Here is a 20442-nt window from a genome sequence, read left to right on the forward strand (position 1 = left end):
TTGATTCATCACACTAATCCTCCGTAGCGCGTGCTGAAGATTTACTGTTAGTCTGAATAGTCCAAAATTATTCATAATCGTTCGCTTGCAGACTCGCTACTACTGCGCTAACGTAATTCGTAATTAAAGACTATTTCAGACACTTATTTAAACACCCAAACTGAAATAAAGCCACGTATATATAAAAGCTAATTACATTCAAAAATTACGAATTACGAATTACGAATTACGAATTAGTTAAACGTTCCTTAGCACAGCGACAGATATGAAAGCAGATCAACTCCTGAAAAACTATGCCGCAGGTGTCAGAGACTTTACTGGCGTCAACTTGAGCGAGGCCAATTTAAGAGAAGCCAATCTCAGTGGCGTAATTTTAGATCGAGCAATTTTAGATGGAGCTAATCTGAGTCACGCTAATTTAACCAACGCCAGTTTGATTGAAGCAGATTTAAATGGAGCAGATTTGAGCAATGCGGATCTCAGTAATAGCAACTTAAGCAAAGCTATTTTGGATGGAGCGATTTTGGATGGAGCGATTTTGGATGGAGCTAATTTGAGTCACGCTGATTTGACGGTTGCTAAATTGATTGAAACTAAATTGAGTGAGGCGGATTTGCAGGAAGCAAACTTGATAGCAGCAAATCTAGATGGAGCGGATTTAAGTGGTGCAGATTTAACTGTAGCTGACTTATCCCAGGCAAATCTCACTCAAGCAGATTTAAACCAGACAAATTTGAGTGGAGCAAATTTGTCTGGAGCCAATATAGAAGGAACTATTCTGGATGATAATGTCATTCCTTAATCTTCTCTGCACAGGCGCTACAGTTTACACACCAGTCTTTTTGAGTTGCAAAGGCATTGTTTTAACTGACAATGCCTTTGTTGCAGCTGACAATACCATCGAGATGAGAACTTGGAATATTGCATAAAAGTCTATAAGGGACTTCCAAGAAATAAATTATCCAATCTTGTGGGGCGGGCATCTTGCACGCCTTTGGTTACTGGGCGGGCGAGACGCCCACCCCACAATAAATAGTTGGATATTTTTTTATTTGGAAGTCTATAACTTGTGTGTACACACGATCTGCTTGCCAGAAAAAGTCAGATGGATATATTTTTTATACACAAGGATATTACTGTGAAAAAGTTTGCTACAAGTAGTGTTATTTACGATTGTCATAATTAAAACAATTGACTCTCAACTATCAATGGTGAACTCTACCCTCGTCGTCACACTCTATGTCAACCCTATGACAGGGAATGATAGCAATACTGGTTCACGGTTGAGTCCATTTAAAAGCCTCACCCGTGCTTTAAAAGTAACCAAAATCCCGACGATAATTTATCTGGAGTCGGGGACTTACAACGCCGCTAGTGGTGAGGTGTTTCCACTAATCATACCTGGAGGAGTGACAGTGGTAGGTAATGAAGCTAACAAAGGTGTAGGGATTGTAATTTCCGGGAGTGGTGAGTATCAAAGTCCCAGTTTTGGTATACAAAATATTACGCTGCTCTTGGTAGATAATGCCAGTCTTTTAGGTGTAACTGTCACCAATCCCTCAGTTAAAGGTACTGGTATCTGGATTGAATCGGCTGCACCTACTTTAAGTAACAATACTTTGAGCAACTGTGGGCGGGAAGGTGTGTTTACTACTGGTACTGCCAAACCCGCAATTTTAGATAACATATTTGTACAAAATACTGCTAGCGGGTTAGTAATGGCAGGTCATAGCCAGGGAGAAGTACAACAGAATGTATTTCAAAGAAACCCTTTAGGTATAGCAATTAGTGACTTTGCCGTTCCAACGATCGCCAATAACAAGTTATCAGAAAATCGCACAGCGATCGCACTTTCTCGTAATGCCCAACCTGTGCTGCGTCAAAATCTGATTACTAAAAATACCCAAGGTGGTTTATTAGTCAATGGCAATGCAGTCCCAGATTTAGGTAATAACGAAGATCCAGGTGATAATATTTTTCGCGATCATAATGAATTTGATTTATATAATGCCACTACACAAAAGCTAGTTTCCGTAGGTAATCAATTAAATCCTTCTCTAGTTAAGGGCATGGTAGAATTACTCCCAACCAATCGAGTAACGGTTAACACCAGTTTCTCTGATACCTCGACAGAATCCCCACCTCAAAAACTCCCCTTGCCCCTTTGTCCCCTTGTCCCCTTGTCTCCCCCTCCCCCCTTCCCCGCCTCTCCCGAACTAAACGGACATTGGGCAGAACCATTTATTCAGGCATTAGCAAGGATGGATTTAACTCATGCTTTTGCCGATGGTAGCTATCAGCCAGATAAACCCATGACTCGCGCCCAGTATGCAGCAATGGTGGCAATCGCTTTTAACCCATTTCCCAAAATCCCCGCACCTGATTTTACGGATGTACCCAAGGATTTTTGGGCTTATAGCGCTATCCAAATCGCGGCTAGCGGTGGCTTTGTTGGCGGATTTAGCGATCGCACTTTCCGCCCCGATCGAGGTGTGCAACGGCTACAGGTGATTGTCTCCTTAGTAAACGGACTGGGATTACCAGCTATTGATAGCGGTGTTGTAGAAGTATATAGCGATCGTCATACCATTCCCGACTACGCCCGGACAGCCGTTGCTAGTGCTACACAACGGGGAATAGTTGTCAACTATCCAGATCCGAAAGTACTTGCACCTTTACGTTTTGCAACACGCGCTGAAGTTGCAGCGATGGTTTATCAGGCATTAGTCGCGATTGGGCGAACATCTGCGATTAAATCAGTCTATGTGGGGTTGCATTCTAGAGGTTGGCAAGTAGAATAAGGAACACTGCCTATCGGCTCGGCAACTCTTGGAAAAATAAACCATGTAGTTAAAAGCACGCTAGGCTAATATGCGGTGGGTGACAAATCTTAGACCTATTGCCTAAAGCTAATAGCCTCATGTTAACAACACTTCCAGACACCTCTGCCAACTTGGCGATCGCTTTATTAATTAACTATAGTTTCGATCTCGGTGGGTATAGTGCCAATGAGCTAGTTGAGCGTTGGCAAACGCAATACCCCCTTAATTGGCTACACTTGGCAGTGATTGAGGCACTATATCAAGGTCGTTATAAAGCGGTTTCTGTGCAGCAAATTTTAGTATTTTGGCAGCGCCGGGATCAGGCTACATATCATTTCAACATGGAATTTGAACGGATGATTTGTAGCAAGTTTCCTCAAAACTTAACGTCATCGGCTGCGCCAGCTTTACCGCCAGCCAAGAGAAAACCCACTGTAGAGCAAGTGACAAGTCCTCAATTACCACCAGCTAAGATTCGCAACGGCTATCAACACAGCAATACTGCAATTCTCCAACTGAAAAGTTATCAACCAAAGACATCTTTGAGTGAAGAAGAAGGAAAGCAGGAAGATAGAGACAATAAAACTGTCTTGAAGTCTCCGCTTTCTGGGAAATTTACCTCTTCGGCAACCCTTGAGCGATTATCTGCTGTCAGCCAGAGGCAAACTTCACAAGAAAGTCCAGTGCCTTTCCCGTCACCAAACCATCATCAACGACAGCCAAAACTGCTCCCGCCTGCTCCTATTCATGCCCCAATCGGGCAATTTACTCCCGAAACAAGCGATCGCTCTGATTCTTTTACATCTAAACTCAAAGCCATGTCTAGCGAACATAACCCAGGTGTGGAGAGCAGGGGAGCAGAGGAGCACGGGAGCAGGGGAGCAGAGGAGCACGGGAGCAGAGAGCACGGGAGCAGGGAGAGAATAACTAATGACAAATGACAAATGACAATTGACAATTGACATTCTATTCTGCAACTAACAACTTAAAGCGTTCATCGTCGGCAATATCATCAAAATCGAGGTCACTTGCTGCGTCTTCTTTATACCTGGGATTAAGTTCAATCGCTTGTTGTAAAGTTAACAGAGATCGGTCAATTTGTCTTTGCAGTGCGTAACAGGCTGCTTTGTTGTAATAAGCACTGGCATAATCTGGCTTAATTTCTAAGGCTTTGTTAAAACTAGCGATCGCTTCATCATCGCGTCCTAATCTTACCAATGTATAACCATGTTTATCCCAGATTTTGGGAGAATTGGGTTGGAATTCCAGCGCTTTCTCAAAGGAGATTATTGCCTCTTCGTATTGTTCTAATGCTACTAGAGAAAGACCGCGATTTAACCAAGCAATGGCATCATCGGGTTTAATTTGTGTAGCTTTATCAAATGAGGCAAAGGCTTGCTGATGCTGTTGGAAGTTACCAAAAGCAACGCCGCGATCGCACCAAGCTTGATGATAATCTGGCTGAATCGCAATCGCTCGATCGTAAGATGCGATCGCATCTTGGTAGCGTTTTAATCTTCCCAGAGTTAGACCACGTTTTAACCAACTCACAGGTTCATCAGGTTGGATTTTAACTGCTTGGTTGTAAGCTGCGATCGCATCTTCATAGCGTCTTTGAGAAAACAGATCGTCTCCCTGTTTTACATACTCATCAGCAGTGAATTCTGGTTGTTGCGGCTGTTCCTGTATTTCTTCTTCAACTTCAGAATTTACCACCTCTAGAATGGATTCCGGCGTAATTTCAGATAGTTCTTGAAGAATCAGATCCTTTCTTTCTTCGGCATCTAATTGTAACTCAGAGAGTTGAGAGTCAAATTCAGTTTCTAATCTTTCTAACTTCTCTAAAATGAGAATTTTTTGTTGTTGGGCATTCCATTGTAATTCTGAGAATTGCGAACTAAACTCAGAACCAGATTTTTCTAAATTCTCAATGAGTAGCTCTTTGGATTTTTGAGCATCTACATGTAATTCCGATAATTGAAATTTAAATTCTGACTGCAATACTTCTAAATTTGTAATAATTTTATTTTTTTGTTCTTGAGCATCTACCTGTAATTCCGATAATTGAGATTTAAGTTCCCGCTCAAATATAGTTAAACTGTCAAAGGCAATCTCTTTTTGCTTTTGAGCATCTACCTGTAATTCGGATAACTTTTCTACAAACTCTGACTGTAATTGTGTTAAGCTTTCAAAAATTATATCTTTTTGCTGTTGAGCATCAGACTGCCATCCAGAAAGTTGAGATGTGAACTCCGACTTTGATATTTCTAAATCAGTAACGGCTAGTTCTTGCTGTTGATGCACACCTAACTTTAACTTAGACAGTTCTTCTGCGATCGTAGATGCTAATTTTCTTAAATTCTCCAGTGCTATATCTTTTTGTTGTTGAGCATCAAACTCTAATTTAGATAACCCCGAAGCAAATTTAGACTCTAAATTTTTTATATTTTCTTGAGATTTTTTTAGTTCCGCTTCTAATCTACTTAATACCTGCGCTTTAGCTAAATTTAGATCGGATATCTGAATAGATACATTTTCTTGTTCATTCTTAATTTTTTGTTGTAGAGCAGTCGTTTCCTGTTCTAATTCATAATTTATTTTTTTTGCTTCTTGAATAACATTTTCAGCTTCTTGTTTAACGGTGGTTAGCTGATTTTGTAATTTTTCCATTCCCTGGACTTGTTGCATCGCCCTATCAACAATTTCCCGGATTATCACCCGTCGCAACAGCCATAACAAAGCAATGACTGCGACTGGAAAGAGACTTAGTATAACTAGCCAAACATCGAGTAAAATAGTTGTGCGGTTAAAAGTGCTTTTAAAATCAGACTGGACTTGCTGTTGAATTCGTTTTTCTGCTCGTAGTCGTGCTAACTCTTCCCGTTCTGAATTCGATAACACCGGAGTCGGAGTTAGTGCTGGGTTGGGTGATGGTGCAGATTGTCCACTGGCGATTCCAACGAATAACAATAAGGGTAAAAATACAATCGTACTTTTTACAATTAAAGCGAAAACAGCTTGATTTTTGCTCTGCATAACAACTATCTGCGTCTGTTGGTCAGTTTTTGAAGCGGCGTGCCTCTTTCCAATCTATAACAGAATTAAGTAGTTAAATGTTGTAAAGGCAGTGTAAAATTCTGAGCAATCCTTCACTAATCCGTTTCCTCGTCCTTAGTGTACGTACAACTTTAGTAGTAGAGTGCAGTTAAGTTTGTGACAATTTTTTTGAGGTACTATTATAACATTATTAAGTTGTAACTGCTGCTAAAGATGGTGAAAATCAAGCAGTACAAATAGTAATTTATCAACTAGTGGAAGACAAATTGCAAAATGATAGACGCTTTCTTAGATCATCCACCAAAGAAGGTTCGGACTTTGTTCTTACAGATAACAAGGTGTTGAAACTGTAAGTTATACCTATATGGTAAGTGTCAGATGTGGTTACTTCGCATTAACATTAGATTATCTCCGGTAAGCAGATTACTTGTCCTCAAATTAACTTAACAAAGGCGGTAGAAAATGGGTCGCATAAATCCTTACACACTACAATTGCAGATTACCCGAATGTTTGAGCAAGGGCAATCATTATTTGCCACAACCAAGGTACAGGAATGGTTGAAAGAACGTAAACACAATCCAGAAGATTATGACATTATTTTCCATAAAAAACCTGCACCTCCTGGTTCCAAAGAAGTGATGGTTGTGGAAATTGAATTACGCCGCAAAGATGGACAACCTGTAGATCCGTGGTTGCAGGAACAAGCAAATCTCCATGCCTGATCGCAACTATAGCAATCCTAAATTAGATGTGAAATCTTCTTTTTCTTTTCTTGGCATTTCGCAAAAAAAGTGGTTTGTTGATTTTCACAGCTTAGAGGATATTTGAAGAGTCATGATTGATGTATTAAATATTTTTACCCCACCCTAACCCTCCCCTTATAAAGGGGAGCCACTGCGTTGGGCGGCTCTGCCGACTTGAAGCAAGTGGCGTGAGGGAACCGGATTTTTTTGTTTCCCGCATTTATAAGGGGGGTAATAATTCGATTAAAATCACAACATACCACTTTTAAACAACCTCTTAGATAGGATTGCTATGTATGAGGGCTACGCCTACACCCCAACTAAAAATATAACTTACTGTAAATACTGAAATAAGCTTACACAAATTTTATATACATGACGTTGCATCTTTTAGAGATGCGACGTCTAGCTTTTTCGTTCAAAACTTAATTCAGAATGCTGTCTTATTAAATAAACTTACTGCGAGAATTTTTCGGGCGGATACCAATTACAGATGGTCGGGGAATACCTGTAGCTTCCTCCTTACCACCATCATTTTTTGAGATATTACTCGGCCAACTACTGCCACGAGGTAAACTTCGAGTTTGATTAAATGTACTACCATTCAAATCTAATAATTCAATGCTGCGACTCAGCATTGTGCCATCGTTAATTGGACAATCTTCACCAGGATGTTGTACTGAAATAATCAGTGTATTTCCGACAAAAGTTGGCCCGGTCATCTCACAACGCACTGGCCCGTGAGCAAATGGTATTACCTGTCCGGCATTTGCACCACTGGTCGGGATATAAAACAGCCAGTTATTACCGAATACTCCGGTAAAATCAGAAACATTACCACTAACTGTATGATCGATTTTGGTTTGCTTACCTTCAGCACCTACATCAAAACCGTTGTGAGTGCCGGTAGACATATCCGTGACACCCCAAACATTTCCTTGATTGTCAAAAACTAGATTATCAACGTTGGCAAAACCAGCACCATTAACTGACCCGGCTTCGCCGCCTTGGGCAAATCTCTGCCACCGGAAGGTTAAACCTGTAGCATCAGCGCTATCTTCAATAATCTTGTACAGTCCTCCTGATTGCTGCGTCGCCTTGGCATCTGTACTTAACTTAGCAACTTGAAAAATCCGCGAATCAGGATAACCATCGCTTCCCGGCGCACCATCAGTATAGGCAATGAATACTTCTTTGGTGGTTGGATGCACTTCTATATCTTCGGGACGCGCTGTGGGAGTTCCCCCAACTAAGTTTGCAGCTAAAAAGGCATCACTCAGAACAGCACCTTGGCTAGAGTAGAAGTCAGAGAGTTTCTTATTTTGATAATCAGGTAATGCTTTTGCTTCGTTAGTGCGATCGCATTTAAATGTACCACCATCTTTGATTTCACCTGCAACCCCATTGCGTCTCGGTAGTGGTAAAAGACCTTCTTTTTGTACTTTCTGCAATGCAGCAAATTCTACAGAAGATAGAACTGTCGGCGTAATTGGATTGGTAGCGGTAGTTAAAAGTAACGGTATCCATTTACCTGTACCGTCTGGATTGTAACGAGCAACATACAAAGTTCCCTTTTCCCATAAGCTACTGTTCGTTTTACTGGTGGGTGAAGAAATAGTGTTTGCGCTGACAAATTTCCAAGTGTGTCCCCCCCGTCTGTCATCACCCAAGTAAGCAATTAATTTTTTGCCTTTTTCAACACGCAAAGCAACATTTTCATGGCGAAAACGACCCAACGAAGTGTGTTTGCGGGGACGAAATTTCGGATTTTTGGGGTCAATTTCGACAATCCAGCCGTATTTTTCGCCAACTAATCCAAAAGTCTTGCCGATAGTTTTCTCTGTATAATCTGTCTGAGTACCATTAGCTTTGACTCCTTCTGTAACGCTATTTTGGAAGTTCTCTTCCGCAGATAAAATTGTTCCCCAAGGAGTTTTACCGCCAGAACAGTTAAAAGCAGTACCTATAATTTTGTTGCCCAATTCATCAGAGGAGAGATTAAAAACTTGGCTTGCAGCTAGGCCAGTTCCGATTAAATAATTTTTGTCACCTTTTTGGTGGTTGCGACTTCCCCAAGCTGTAATACTTTTGTAGTCATCATTGCGTTGGCTATTGATTCCCAACCCAGAAAGACCATGAATTCGGCGATTTTTGGCATCTTTGACTACAGCAAAACGTTTATTGTTATTCTGGCGAGAGATACGAACGATTGAGCCGCCTTGATTATATAAAAATTCACCTTCGACTTCAATATTTCTGCTGGAGGGGAAAGCCCAACCAATGACGTTTTCAAATGCGTCAGGCAGTCCTTTCAGATCGGATGAATCTTCTACTAATAAACTAGAAAATGGAAAACTAACGTATTCATGATTCACCCATAAATACCCGACATCATTAGTTTTACCAAGGGGAATAAATCCAGTGAAATCGTTGTTGCAACCGAAATAATCATCTTTGTTGGGAAAGACGCGATCGCCCCAACTGACAATTACATAACGTTCGTACTCTGGCGGCACTATCACATCATCAATAACGTTATAGTTACCTAACTTAATATCCGCAGATGCATTAACTACTTCTCCCCGATCAATTCCTGTTGGCAAGAAATTTTTCTGTTGTTGATAAATTGGTAGGGGATGTGGTAAGCGTACAGGTGTAAAGCTGATACTGGGCGTTTTTGCATCTGCGCCACTAGCAAAACTATTTAGAAGTTTGTCTCCCAAAATAGCAGCACCAGCACTGCCAGCAAGAAATATTAAAAGTTCTCTCCGACTTAATTTAGACATTCAACTTTCCTCTGGTGCGAGCTAAAAATTTAGTAAAAATAAGCTCTAATTTGTGAAAATTTGTGGTAATTGAAATAATTAACAAACTATTAATAATAAAAGGATGGTTATTTGATTATTCACTTTAGTTGATAATAATTAAGCTTAGGTTATAAGTTAATTAACTAAAAATTATCACCTCTGACTATTTCCTTAGCTCAAATCAAGTAAGGAACAGTGTCAGCGCCCCATCTGTCCTATCCTGGAGATGGATAAATCAATAGTGTTGTGGGTGAGACTGTGTTTTTCAGCATTGTGATACCGACTTATAATCGCCAACCGATTTTAGAAAAGTGCCTCCGCGCCTTGGAGTTGCAGGAGTTAAGTCAGCCAACGGTTACTGATTACGAAATTGTCTTGGTGGATGATGGTTCTACTGATGGCACATTGGAGTGGTTAGCAGCACACAAAGAAGAGTTTCCTCATGTGCGCTGGTTTGAGCAAGATCATGCTGGCCCAGCTGCGGCTCGGAATTTGGGAGTAAAAGAGGCGTTGGGAGACACAATTATCTTTATTGACAGTGATTTAGTAGTGCTGAAGAATTTCCTGCAAGCTCATGCTGACGCACTAATGCAGGGTCAAGAGAAATTGGGGAGCGATCGCTTTTTTACTTACGGTGCAGTTATTAATACTTGCAATTTCCACAACCCAACGGCTGAACCATACAAAGTCACAGATTTTTCAGCAGCTTTTTTTGCTACGGGAAATGTAGCAATCCCCAAACATTGGTTAGATAAAGCCGGACTTTTTGACACCAGTTTTCAACTCTATGGCTGGGAAGATTTAGAATTAGGCGTGCGGCTAAAAAAACTAGGTTTGACACTAATTAAATGTCCAGAAGCCGTAGGATATCACTGGCATCCAGCATTTAACTTAGAGCAAATTCCCCGATTGATTGACCAAGAAATTCAACGCGGACGGATGGGAGTTTTGTTTTATCAAAAGCATCCCACATGGGAAGTGCGAATGATGATTCAAATGACTTGGCTGCATCGCTTACTTTGGGGGATTTTGTCACTTAATGGCACATTAAATGAACGGACAATGGCTCCGTTATTGCAATGGCTAATTAACTTAGGTAAACCTCAATTAGCTTTAGAAATTGCCCGAATTTTCCTCAACTGGTATAACGTGAAGGGTGTTTATCAAGCCTATGCCGAAATACAGCAAGCATCGTGATTTAAACACCTTTGGTAAGTACCACCATGTAATCAACCGTGTCAAGATGCAGGATGTCGTGTAATGGGGGGAAGACGACATAGGGTAAAAGCGCAGACGCTCAGGTACGTTTGCTACGTGTTTGATAATACTTTAACCTACGGACTCCGCCCCAAATCCCACCTAGAATGGTTCCAGTTTGAACACAAAATAACCAAACAGTAATTAAATATCCTGCCATTATTCCCTGACTTAGACCGCTCAGGTTAGGATTTGAGAAACTTGGGTCAGTTTTAAGCGTCCATTTATACCACAGCCAACCAAGAAAAAAACCAGCACTAGAACCAAGTAAGGCAACAATAAATGAGCGCAAAAATGTTAATAAACTGTACTTAAAATTTTTCAAACGCACTGTGGCGATCGCAAAAAATATCGCTCCTATCAGTGCTGCTATTGTTACTGTCGATAGAATTAATCTTACTATTGTATTGGACATTCCTCAATTATTCTTAAAAGATAATTATTTTATATTTTACTAATGTGTTCTGCTGATGTCATCTTCAACCCATGTTTAGGCTATTGGACTATAAACTGCATCCTTCATGCCTTGGGTCAGATAAGTGAAATCTAAGAAAAGTAAAAGTATGCCAAGTTAAAGGAATAAATTACTTTTAAAAGGTAGGAATGCATAGTCAGTTTCTCTCTTAAACTAACTGAGATATATTACGTTAAAATCGCTCCACCCATTAAACGCTCATATCGATACTTCAACTCTTCTTTCATCAAATACCAACGCTCTAAAGTAACATCCATCTCTATTATTTTTTCCGCTGCTTGGCGCGCTAAAAGTAAAACTTCCTCATCATCAACCAAACTCGCTAAAGTAAAATCTGGCACTCCAGATTGACGAGTTCCCAGTACTTGCCCTGGGCCACGAAAACGCATATCCATCTCGGAGATGAAAAAGCCATCCTGAGATTGTTCCAATACCTTCAACCGTTGTTGAGCATCAGGGCTTCTGGAACTGCTCATCAACAGACAGTAAGACTGAGCCGCGCCACGACCAACGCGCCCCCGCAGTTGGTGCAGTTGTGATAGTCCAAATCGCTCTGCATTTTCAATGAGCATTACTGTAGCATTAGGTACGTCTACACCAACCTCAACAACGGTAGTAGAAACCAAAATTTGCGTTTGGTTATCGCGGAATTTGGTTATTGATTCATCCTTTTCGGCTGAACTCATACGACCGTGCAGCAGCCCCACTTGAAAGTCGGGAAAAACACTTTCCTGTAGCTTTTGATGCTCGTCAACAGCCGATCGCAAATCCAATTTTTCTGATTCTTCCACTAATGGCAAAACCACATAAACTTGTCTACCTTGGACAATTTCTCGGCGGATCAGGTCGTAAGCATGGTTGCGTTGCTGACCCGATAGCACTGTTGTCTGAATCTTTTGTCGTCCCGGTGGTAACTCATCAATTTGGCTGACATCCAAATCCCCGTGTATCGTCAGTGCTAAGGTTCGGGGAATTGGGGTTGCTGTCATAGTTAACACATGAGGTTGATTGCCTTTTTGCTGCAAACGTGCCCGTTGTTCTACCCCAAAACGATGCTGTTCATCGATCACTACTAACCCTAATTGCTGAAAGTTTACAGGGTCTTGAATCAAAGCATGAGTTCCTACTAACAGAGGTAATTCACCAGTTCCTAACTGAGAATGTATTTGTCTTCGTTTCGCAACTTTAGTCGAACCTGTAAGTAATTCCACTGGTAAATGCAGTAGATTAAACCAGCTAACTAACTTGCGATAATGTTGTTCTGCCAAAACTTCTGTGGGAGCCATCAGCGCCGCTTGGTAGCCAGATTGAATTGCTGCAAGGATAGCCAGCACAGCGACGACTGTTTTACCAGAACCGACATCACCTTGCACCAAACGATTCATTGGCACAGGTTTTTGTAAATCGTTGAGAATGTCGTTGAGAACTCGTTGCTGTGCGCCAGTGAGTTGAAAAGGCAGTATTTCGTGAAATTTCTCTACAAGTTGACCCCGTGGAACAAGGATGGCGCTGGTTTGAATCGCCCTTGCTTGCTGCTGACGTTGCAGTAACCCAAGTTGTAGGTAGAAAAATTCGTCAAAAACTAGGCGACGACGGGCAACTTGTAGGGCGGCGCTATCGCTGGGAAAATGGATATTAGCGATCGCATCTTTCAATTCCATCAAACCATATTTCTGCCGCAAACCACTTGGCAAAGGGTCTTTTAGGTTAGCCGCAGCAGGCAAAGCAGCAATTACCGCCTGTCGCACTGTATTCGCCACTACGCCCTCAGTCAGTCCATAAATTGGTACTACCCGTCCAATATTCAACGACTCAATCGTATCTCCTGGACTTGCCAAAACCTCTAGTTCTGGATTATCTAGTGTCAAGCCGTATTTACTTTCTTTCACCAATCCACAGGCTGCCAGAATGCTACCTACTGGATAACGGCGTTTTAAACTTTCTTGCCAAGCGCGACTGCTAAAGCGCGTACCTGCGTAAAAACGACCAATTTTGATTTGACCGCTATTATCTTTTACTACCAGTTCTAAAATTGATAATTTCTGATTTTTAGGGCTAGAAAAGCAGTTGCAACGCTTCACTGTAGCCACTATTGTCACCGTCTCACCTGCCTGTAACTCGCGGATATTTACCTGACGGGCATAATCAATATGGTCACGAGGATAGTAGAAAAGCAAGTCGCGGACGGTATGTAAACCAAGCCGTGCCAAATTATCAGCTTTTTTAAAACCTATTTCTGGTAAATCACTGAGTTTTTGTTCAACTTTTGGTGCAAGTCTCCGACTCACCTCAGTAACGATTGGAGATTTTGGACTTCGGCTACGCTCAGTCGAACGATTTTGAGTTTTGGATTTATAAATTCTCCCTTGCTCCTCTGCTCCCCCGCTCCCCTGGTTACTGAGCGCAGTCGAAGTATGCTCCCCGTCCTTCCGCTGCTCCTCTTGCTGTAGTTGGGAAAGATACCTACGAGTCTCTGCTACTAAATGCTGCCTTTCTTCCAGTGCTAAATGTGGATAACTAGCAAATTGCACCGCTAATCCTTGCCAACGGCGGCGTTCAGTATGGGGTAAGCCTGTTGGGAATTTGCCCAAAGTTAGGCTCAGAAATTCACTGAAACGATATTCTCTGCCCATCAAGTCTGTAAAGCCACGTTCAGCTTCTATTGCCAAGGCTTTGTGCAATCGTATCCAATCTGGTTTTTCATTAGTCATTGGTCAGCAGAGTTAGGAGTGAGGAGTTAGGAGTGAGGAGTTAGGAGTTAGGAGTTAAGAATAAATAACTCATAACTCATAATTCATAACTCATAACTTTATTCAAACCAACTAGCGCGCCATGCAGCTTCAGCTTCAGCGATCGCTTTTTCTTTATATCTCTTTTTATACTCTCGTCCTAGTTTATTTAGCTGAACTAAAATACTACGGATTCGCTTGCGATCGGAGGAAAGTGTCACATCAGCAAATTCAATTTCTCCTAGCCGCAGGTTAATAGCCATAATTTGAGTCAGTCCAGAATCTTCTGACTGTTGCTCATTTTCAATTTCAATTACTAAGTTTAATAAATTGGGTGGCCCTGGCATGACCTCAGCAGATGCTTCTGATGCTGCCGCCGCTGCTGCTAAAATCGGTTCTGGTAATTTTTTCGGCAATACTCCAGCTTTTTGTAACAAAAGATTAGCATCGTGCGAAAGTTTTTTCAGTATATCTTGCGCAACCTCTTCTAATTTTTGTTGCCATTTTGCCAGTTCTATAGGATCGGAGGTGTTGGCAGTGAGATACTGAGAATTAGAAGTATCCAGAAATAGTGAAGATGAAGAAGGTATTATTTCTTCATCCACCTCATCCATTTCATCTCCCTCATCCATCTCATCTACCTCATCTTTCCCTGATTCTTCACTTGTAAGATAAATGAGCAATTGTTCAGCTGCGAGTTCACCCAACTTGCGTATGGCTTGTTGCAATTGTTGGCGCTGATTCAATGACAAATGCAAAAAGTTTTCGGGATATCCTTGAGTGCAGAGGTGGTAACTTGCGAGAATCAACTGTTTGCGTACAGCTAGCCCCAAGGTATTTAGATAACTAGCATAAGCGCTTTGTAGTTCGATCGCGATCGCCCGGATCGCTTCTTGGAGTGCTGCAATATCCTGCTCAATTCGCTCGATTGCTCTTGCCATATTTTTTCGCTCTTGCCCATCTGAACCATTACATAGTACAAATGTACAAATTTATTTTAGGATAACTTTCCAGAGGATTTTATATTTTAAATTAAATGCGATATTTTCTGTCTTTTAGGGAACTCCAAGAAATAAATTATCCAATATTGTGGGGTGGGCATCTTGCCCGCCATATCGACTGGGCTATCGTGTCGCCCACCCCACAGGAGTTAGGATATTTTTTTATTTGTAAGTCTCTTACTAAATAAAAGACAGGTCAGGCTATTTGCTTGACCTGTACTTTAAGCAGTTAGGAATTAAGAATTATAAGTTATGAATTATGAAGTTAACTTCCTATTAACTCCTAACTCCTAACTCCTAACTAATATTACTTAGTGCCCATTTGTGCAGCGACTTCATCAGCAAAGCTGATTTCTTGCTTTTCAATGCCTTCGCCCAGTATATAACGGACAAAGCGATTCACTTGAATCTCTTCACCTAATTGAGTCTTGACTTGTTTTATCAAGTCTTCTACGGAAATACTCTGATCGCGAATGTAAGGCTGATCGAGCAAAGTCAATTCTTTCAGGCGTTTTTCAATCCGTCCCTGAACAATCTTTTCTTTGATGTTTTCAGGCTTGTTCGCCAAATCATCCTTGCCCATTTCAATGTCTTTTTCCTTTTGGGCAATTTCGGCGGGGATTTGGTCTACGCTCACATACTCGACATTGGGACAAGCTGCAACTTGCATTGCAGTGTTCCGTGCCAAGGTTTGGAACTCTGAATTAGTAGCCACTGATTCAGTTTGGGAACCCAGTTCTACTAATACACCAACTCGACCGCCAGTGTGAATGTAGCTGTCTACTACGCCTTGTGTGCCTTCTGCTATTGCAAAATTAACAAAGCGGCGCACTTGGATATTTTCACCAAGGGTGGCAATAGTTTGCTTGATGGATTCTTCTACAGTCGCACTTTCATTTTCAATATAGGGTTGAGCCAGCAAAGACTCAACACTATCAGCTGTCGCTGCTTGCTTTGCTAGATTCTTAACTAAAGCTTTAAAAGCCTCGTTACGAGCAACAAAGTCGGTTTGGCAGTTGACTTCTATGAGTACACCCACTCGACCTTCGGGCTGAATGTAAGTGTCTACTAGACCTTCCGCCGCAATGCGATCGCTTTTTCCCCCCGCTTTAGAGATGCCCTTTTTCCGTAGCCAGTCTATGGCTTCTTCTATATTGCCATCAGTCTCTATCAGCGCCTTTTTGCAGTCCATCATGCCAGCACCAGTTTTTTGGCGTAGCTCTTGGACGAGTTTTGCAGATATTTCCGCCATGTTCTCTCAATTCCTAACTTGACCTTGAGTTGTAATCACTCACCTGATTTAGTACTGAGTACTGAGTTTTGTTAGCGTTAGCTCGGCGTTTAGCCCGTGCTGAGTTTTGAGTGTTCAGTTATCAATTTTATTCTTCATTGACAAATCACAACTTTACAACTTCAAAAATCAAGACTCAGCACTATTCAATTTGCTGAGTCTTTCTATCTTACTCAGGACTTAGCACTCTTGACTCAGCACTATTCTTCTGTTTCCTCGTCGGGAATTACGGCATCAGTATATTCGTTTTCTTCGTAGTCATCGTCATACTCACTACCGTCGTAATCTTCGTAATCATCCTCAACATCCAGCTGACCATGACGACCTTCATAAATGGCATCTGCCAATTTTCCGACTATCAGCTTAATTGACCTGATAGCATCGTCGTTTGCTGGGATGGGGATATCTACTACATCGGGGTCACAGTTTGTATCCAACATGGACACAATGGGAATATTCAGCTTTTGGCATTCTTGAACTGCGTTATATTCCCGGCGTTGGTCTACGATTACCACGATATCGGGCACTTTTCGCATTGTTTTAATGCCGCCCAAGTATTTCTGAAGCTTCGTCATTTCCCGACGTAGCATTGATGCTTCTTTTTTCGGCAATAAATCTAGTGCGCCAGTTTCTTCACGGCGTTCTAAATCTTTTAGACGGTCAACCCGTGTCTTGATGGTTGCCCAGTTGGTCAACATTCCGCCCAACCAGCGTTGGTTAATGTAGTGAGAACCACAACGGCTAGCTTCTTGGGCAATAATTCCAGCTGCTTGACGCTTGGTGCCGACAAAAAGAAATTTCTTCCCTTGTTCTGCGTGCGATCGCATGTAGTTGTAAGCATTATCCATCAACTGGGCAGTTTGCACCAAGTCGATAATATGCACGCCATTGCGGGAAGTATAAATGTAAGGAGACATTTTTGGGTTCCAACGCCGGGTCTGATGCCCAAAGTGAACCCCTGACTCCATCATTTGAGCCAATGAAACTACTGGCATATAATTTTCAACTCCGATTCGGGTTAAACCTCCATCCAAGTGTATTTCCCAATCGGGAAACACCCGAATTCTTAGATGTGCGAGATTAGTTAACCATACTAGGTTAACATATTCCGAAGAGTTGTAGTTGCTTGACCGAGTGAGGTCAAAAAAATAGTGCTGCCTACTCAACAATTGGGCAGCACTATTAATGAAAATCTTGCTGTTTTAAAGGTCTACTAGCGGTCTTCTCGATCTTCGGGTTTAGGTTTTTGCCGCCGTTGTTCAATCTGGTCGTCGATAGTTTCTCTCATTTTGCGATCGGCAGCGTCCATCGCAGAATATTTAAAGCGGTTGATTATGCCACTGAACAAGTTGCCAAAGAATCTTTCAATTTCTTGCATAATTTTATACCTCAGTATTTAAAGGTAAATTCTTATTGATCTTGGACTTTCTAGTGGAAGTAGGAAATAAAACGCTAACCTGTGCTTGAAGTATCTGTTAATCTCTTAGCGTCTCTGGGTGCTTAGAGGGCTGGCGGTTTATTTATCCTTTGATTCAGTTTTGCTTGGGAATGACTGTATAAAACAGTCTTCTCAATAAAATCAGTATTGTTGAGACTTACTAGAGAGAAACGCGCTAGAGATTCATCTATTGTATTCTGTCTCAGGTAATAAATGTGGCAAAGACACAGGTAACAAATTGTCTACTTGTTTGTAACAAGTCCTGTAGCTACAGCAACTTCTAGAATTACACCCTGTATATTACTGAATAGTATCGGGGTCTATATTGAGCGATCGCAACCTTGCCTTTAACTGTTCTATCTGCAATTCTGCTTGTTCTGCTCGTTGGCGTTCTTGTTCTGCTCGTTGGCGTTCCTGTTCTACCAGTTCTTCTGCCTGCTGCCTTGCTAAAACTTCCTGCCCCAAAGCCTCTGCCAGTTCATTAGGGATGAGTAATTTTTCCCCAGTATCTTCTCGATAAAACCCAATTAGCCTTCCCTCAATCACCAAACGCAGTTGTAATGGTTCACTGCGTCCATCCTCTATAGGTTCGTAGATTTCTCCCCGCAGACGATAGCCACGTAGCTGTTGTTCCACCCACTCGCCTTTAGGATCAAATAGCCAGTATTCCTTGACACCCAACTGCTCATAGAGGGTCTTTTTGAAGATTTCGTCTTGTCCTTTAGTACCAAAGGATGTCATTTCAAAAATAACTCTGGGTACTTGACCCTCTTCCCAAATTTTATAGTTGTCTCGACCACCGGGTGCAACATCAAAAATGACCATCACATCTGGGGCTACCCGCAACTTAGGAAAGCCCTGTGCATAGTAAAGGAATTGATTTCCTAATACTGTTGCCTGACGATTTGCCAAATACTGTTTCAGGACTTCTAAGGTAGTTAGTAAGGCATAAAGGTGGTCGTAAGTTTCTGCCACTGGTTGACCATCAGCACTGGGGTAGAAGATTTCTGATTCGACACTAGCAGGTAAAGTAGCCGTCATGGTTGTAAAATCAGTGCTACAAGATTATTGTAGAACAACTCTACTTCTCTCTAAGTTGAGATGTGCAAGCTTTTCAAAATATAACTAGATAACTCACAAAATCCTTCCCCTTCGGCAGCTGCGGTCATATAAGCCGGCTGATGTTGCAATTTATCTGCATATTCCAACACGTTTGCCACGCCTACAGAAACAGGAAAATAACGTCGATCGAATAAACTTTCATCATTAGGACTATCGCCGACAGTGACAATTTGTTCTGATGAATACTGGGGCAAATATTCGCGCAATACTTGCAACAATCCCACAGCTTTATCTTGTCCTTGGGGTTTAATGTGACACTGCACGTTGCTATAGGTAAATCCCCAGCCCATTTGTTGACAGAGATTATCTAGGGTTTGTAGTTCATCTTCACACAAACCAGCTACATCAAAAGTCCAGTCGGTGATGCGAAAGCGATTATCAGCAGATTCTTGGATTTGGGGAAATTTAGTTTGTAAATTCTCAAAAGTCATAGCCAAGTGCTGGCGATGTTGAGCTAAATCAGGAATGGGTGTTAAGACTATTGGTTTCTGATTTCCAGGTGGAAAGTACAAACCGCCATTTTCTGCCATCGCACCTGCCACTGGCATCAAACTACTCAATCCACTTACCCACCCAGCAGAACGTCCGGTGACAATTAGCACTTGAATGTCAGCTGCGGCTAAATCCTCTAAAGCTTGTAGCAGTACGGGAGTAAATTTTCCTCGTCTAGTCAGGGTGCCATCCATATCTGTGGCTATCAGACGAATCTTGCTCAAGCTTGTAGATGAAACCTCAGATAGGGGAGCGAGGCTCAAATGTCTGGACATATACGGTTTGTAAAATGCTGTAAAAAATATTAATCATACAGCAAGATGACCTTGAAGATTTGGGCATCCTAAACATCAGGAGTCAAGTTTTTCAGTTTCCCACCATGTCCACTTCAATGTTTCTTGCCCAATCCTCTGGGAAAAAGGCTACTAAAAAGGCATCCCAGGAAGTACCAGCAAGTAATCCTCAAATACCACCATTATTGTTGGTAACTTCTGGAGGACTGGCTTTAGTGGTGATTGCTTTGATTGTGTATATTAAACTCCAGAAGGATAGGCTGGAGAAAAAACTTAAGTTTGAACAATTCCGCGCGCGAGAACTAGAGAAAAAGTTTAAGCTGGCGCTGGAAACAATTCGCAAAATGGAAACTAATCCCGATTTGGTGAACTCACGGGATTTTAACCTGGATTATCTGCGAATGCGGATGTCAGAGGAGGTGTTTCATTTTGCAATTCTTAATCAAATAAAGATTCAGATCAAAGAAAAAATTTCTCAAGCCCTGCGTCCAAGTCAAGCCCAACAAGGATCGGTTGGAATTGCTAATAGTGCTGGACGGCAAGTAGATGAAATTTTTGATGTCGAGTATGAGACTGGTAGTCCGGGGAATTCTGCTAAACGGGTGCTGTTTCGGATTCAAATCAAGTTAATGAAGTTACCGACGCAAGCAACTTCTGCGACTATTAGTCAAATTATTGATTGTATAGAAACTTACCTAAGCCCGATAGAAGACGAAGATAGTTGGCAACCAATAATTCAAGGTCGGATTGCTACCATGCATTGGGATCAAAAGGCTAAACCTACGCCTCTACTAGTGCTAGAACAATCGAATGAAGGGGTGAATGTAACTTTCCGTACTACTCGCCAACCAAATACTCCAACTCCACCAAAGTCATCTGGAATTAAAAAATCAGGCTCGGCTAGACAATAAATT

General features: G+C 41.7%; 16 protein-coding genes. 6 read left to right on the forward strand and 10 right to left on the reverse strand.

All coding sequences use genetic code 11. The features are described from left to right. Positions 1-265: 265 nt before the first annotated feature. From RMZ95_RS00385 to RMZ95_RS00395, 3 genes are all read left to right on the forward strand, one after another. Positions 266-802: a pentapeptide repeat-containing protein gene (locus RMZ95_RS00385; protein WP_322672576.1), complete on the forward strand. Its 537-nt coding sequence runs from the start codon at positions 266-268 to the stop codon at positions 800-802. A gap of 406 nt (positions 803-1208) precedes the next feature. Continuing rightward, positions 1209-2801 (forward strand): DUF1565 domain-containing protein, encoded by a 1593-nt coding sequence (locus RMZ95_RS00390; RefSeq protein WP_322683138.1) that lies wholly within the window; start codon positions 1209-1211, stop codon positions 2799-2801. 119 nt (positions 2802-2920) lie between these two features. Beyond that, entirely contained in the window at positions 2921-3763 is an 843-nt protein-coding gene (locus tag RMZ95_RS00395) for a hypothetical protein (protein WP_409882116.1), read from the forward strand. A 25-nt stretch (positions 3764-3788) separates the two neighbouring features. Here RMZ95_RS00395 and RMZ95_RS00400 read toward each other — a convergent pair whose 3' ends face one another. Then, a complete protein-coding gene (locus tag RMZ95_RS00400; protein WP_322683136.1) occupies positions 3789-5858 on the reverse strand; it encodes a tetratricopeptide repeat protein in 2070 nt (689 codons plus the stop codon). Between the two features lie 483 nt (positions 5859-6341). Between RMZ95_RS00400 and RMZ95_RS00405 the strand changes: the two genes are divergently transcribed. Continuing rightward, positions 6342-6602, forward strand: a complete 261-nt coding sequence (locus RMZ95_RS00405; protein WP_322672580.1) for a hypothetical protein — start codon at positions 6342-6344, stop codon at positions 6600-6602. A gap of 467 nt (positions 6603-7069) precedes the next feature. Here the strand turns inward: RMZ95_RS00405 and RMZ95_RS00410 are convergent, their stop codons facing one another. Next, positions 7070-9409 (reverse strand): PhoX family phosphatase, encoded by a 2340-nt coding sequence (locus RMZ95_RS00410; RefSeq protein ID WP_322683135.1) that lies wholly within the window; start codon positions 9407-9409, stop codon positions 7070-7072. Positions 9410-9676: 267 nt separating this feature from the next. Here RMZ95_RS00410 and RMZ95_RS00415 point away from each other — a divergent pair, with 267 nt between their 5' ends. Continuing rightward, positions 9677-10627 carry a glycosyltransferase family 2 protein gene (locus RMZ95_RS00415; protein WP_409882117.1) on the forward strand — a complete coding sequence of 317 codons (951 nt, stop codon included), beginning with the start codon at positions 9677-9679 and terminating at the stop codon, positions 10625-10627. Positions 10628-10727: 100 nt separating this feature from the next. Here the strand turns inward: RMZ95_RS00415 and RMZ95_RS00420 are convergent, their stop codons facing one another. The 8 genes from RMZ95_RS00420 to RMZ95_RS00455 all read right to left on the reverse strand — a co-directional run bounded on the left by RMZ95_RS00420 (position 10728) and on the right by RMZ95_RS00455 (position 19510). Continuing rightward, positions 10728-11102, reverse strand: coding sequence for a hypothetical protein (locus tag RMZ95_RS00420; protein WP_322683133.1), 375 nt, complete (start codon positions 11100-11102; stop codon positions 10728-10730). A 227-nt stretch (positions 11103-11329) separates the two neighbouring features. Further along, positions 11330-13873, reverse strand: a complete 2544-nt coding sequence (recG, locus tag RMZ95_RS00425; RefSeq protein ID WP_322683132.1) for an ATP-dependent DNA helicase RecG — start codon at positions 13871-13873, stop codon at positions 11330-11332. A 98-nt stretch (positions 13874-13971) separates the two neighbouring features. Continuing rightward, positions 13972-14832, reverse strand: coding sequence for a hypothetical protein (locus RMZ95_RS00430; protein ID WP_322683131.1), 861 nt, complete (start codon positions 14830-14832; stop codon positions 13972-13974). 367 nt (positions 14833-15199) lie between these two features. Beyond that, entirely contained in the window at positions 15200-16144 is a 945-nt protein-coding gene (tsf, locus tag RMZ95_RS00435; RefSeq protein WP_322683130.1) for a translation elongation factor Ts, read from the reverse strand. A gap of 239 nt (positions 16145-16383) precedes the next feature. Further along, complete coding sequence (gene rpsB / locus RMZ95_RS00440) at positions 16384-17178, reverse strand: 30S ribosomal protein S2 (RefSeq protein WP_322683129.1); 795 nt, start codon at positions 17176-17178, stop codon at positions 16384-16386. Positions 17179-17396: 218 nt separating this feature from the next. Beyond that, positions 17397-17561: a hypothetical protein gene (locus tag RMZ95_RS00445; RefSeq protein ID WP_194042887.1), complete on the reverse strand. Its 165-nt coding sequence runs from the start codon at positions 17559-17561 to the stop codon at positions 17397-17399. 360 nt (positions 17562-17921) lie between these two features. Beyond that, positions 17922-18662 carry a Uma2 family endonuclease gene (locus RMZ95_RS00450; protein ID WP_322683128.1) on the reverse strand — a complete coding sequence of 247 codons (741 nt, stop codon included), beginning with the start codon at positions 18660-18662 and terminating at the stop codon, positions 17922-17924. 50 nt (positions 18663-18712) lie between these two features. Further along, the gene (locus RMZ95_RS00455) at positions 18713-19510 is read right to left on the reverse strand and encodes an HAD family hydrolase (RefSeq protein ID WP_322673505.1); all 798 of its coding nucleotides are present in this window, start codon (positions 19508-19510) and stop codon (positions 18713-18715) included. Between the two features lie 104 nt (positions 19511-19614). Between RMZ95_RS00455 and RMZ95_RS00460 the strand changes: the two genes are divergently transcribed. Next, positions 19615-20439 carry a hypothetical protein gene (locus tag RMZ95_RS00460; RefSeq protein WP_322673506.1) on the forward strand — a complete coding sequence of 275 codons (825 nt, stop codon included), beginning with the start codon at positions 19615-19617 and terminating at the stop codon, positions 20437-20439. Positions 20440-20442 lie beyond the last annotated feature (3 nt).

This window comes from Nostoc sp. DedQUE07, from assembly GCF_034530975.2.
Classification (GTDB): domain Bacteria; phylum Cyanobacteriota; class Cyanobacteriia; order Cyanobacteriales; family Nostocaceae; genus Nostoc.

Excerpts from the sequence above, each read along its gene's own strand:
- RMZ95_RS00385 (WP_322672576.1), top strand. The coding sequence starts at position 266 with ATGAAAGCAGATCAACTCCTGAAAAACTATGCCGCAGGTGTCAGAGAC.
- RMZ95_RS00390 (WP_322683138.1), top strand. The coding sequence starts at position 1,209 with ATGGTGAACTCTACCCTCGTCGTCACACTCTATGTCAACCCTATGACA.
- RMZ95_RS00395 (WP_409882116.1), top strand. The coding sequence starts at position 2,921 with ATGTTAACAACACTTCCAGACACCTCTGCCAACTTGGCGATCGCTTTA.
- RMZ95_RS00400 (WP_322683136.1), bottom strand. The coding sequence starts at position 5,858 with ATGCAGAGCAAAAATCAAGCTGTTTTCGCTTTAATTGTAAAAAGTACG.
- RMZ95_RS00405 (WP_322672580.1), top strand. The coding sequence starts at position 6,342 with ATGGGTCGCATAAATCCTTACACACTACAATTGCAGATTACCCGAATG.
- RMZ95_RS00410 (WP_322683135.1), bottom strand. The coding sequence starts at position 9,409 with ATGTCTAAATTAAGTCGGAGAGAACTTTTAATATTTCTTGCTGGCAGT.
- RMZ95_RS00420 (WP_322683133.1), bottom strand. The coding sequence starts at position 11,102 with ATGTCCAATACAATAGTAAGATTAATTCTATCGACAGTAACAATAGCA.
- recG (WP_322683132.1), bottom strand. The coding sequence starts at position 13,873 with ATGACTAATGAAAAACCAGATTGGATACGATTGCACAAAGCCTTGGCA.
- RMZ95_RS00430 (WP_322683131.1), bottom strand. The coding sequence starts at position 14,832 with ATGGCAAGAGCAATCGAGCGAATTGAGCAGGATATTGCAGCACTCCAA.
- tsf (WP_322683130.1), bottom strand. The coding sequence starts at position 16,144 with ATGGCGGAAATATCTGCAAAACTCGTCCAAGAGCTACGCCAAAAAACT.
- rpsB (WP_322683129.1), bottom strand. The coding sequence starts at position 17,178 with ATGCCAGTAGTTTCATTGGCTCAAATGATGGAGTCAGGGGTTCACTTT.
- RMZ95_RS00445 (WP_194042887.1), bottom strand. The coding sequence starts at position 17,561 with ATGCAAGAAATTGAAAGATTCTTTGGCAACTTGTTCAGTGGCATAATC.
- RMZ95_RS00450 (WP_322683128.1), bottom strand. The coding sequence starts at position 18,662 with ATGACGGCTACTTTACCTGCTAGTGTCGAATCAGAAATCTTCTACCCC.
- RMZ95_RS00455 (WP_322673505.1), bottom strand. The coding sequence starts at position 19,510 with ATGTCCAGACATTTGAGCCTCGCTCCCCTATCTGAGGTTTCATCTACA.
- RMZ95_RS00460 (WP_322673506.1), top strand. The coding sequence starts at position 19,615 with ATGTCCACTTCAATGTTTCTTGCCCAATCCTCTGGGAAAAAGGCTACT.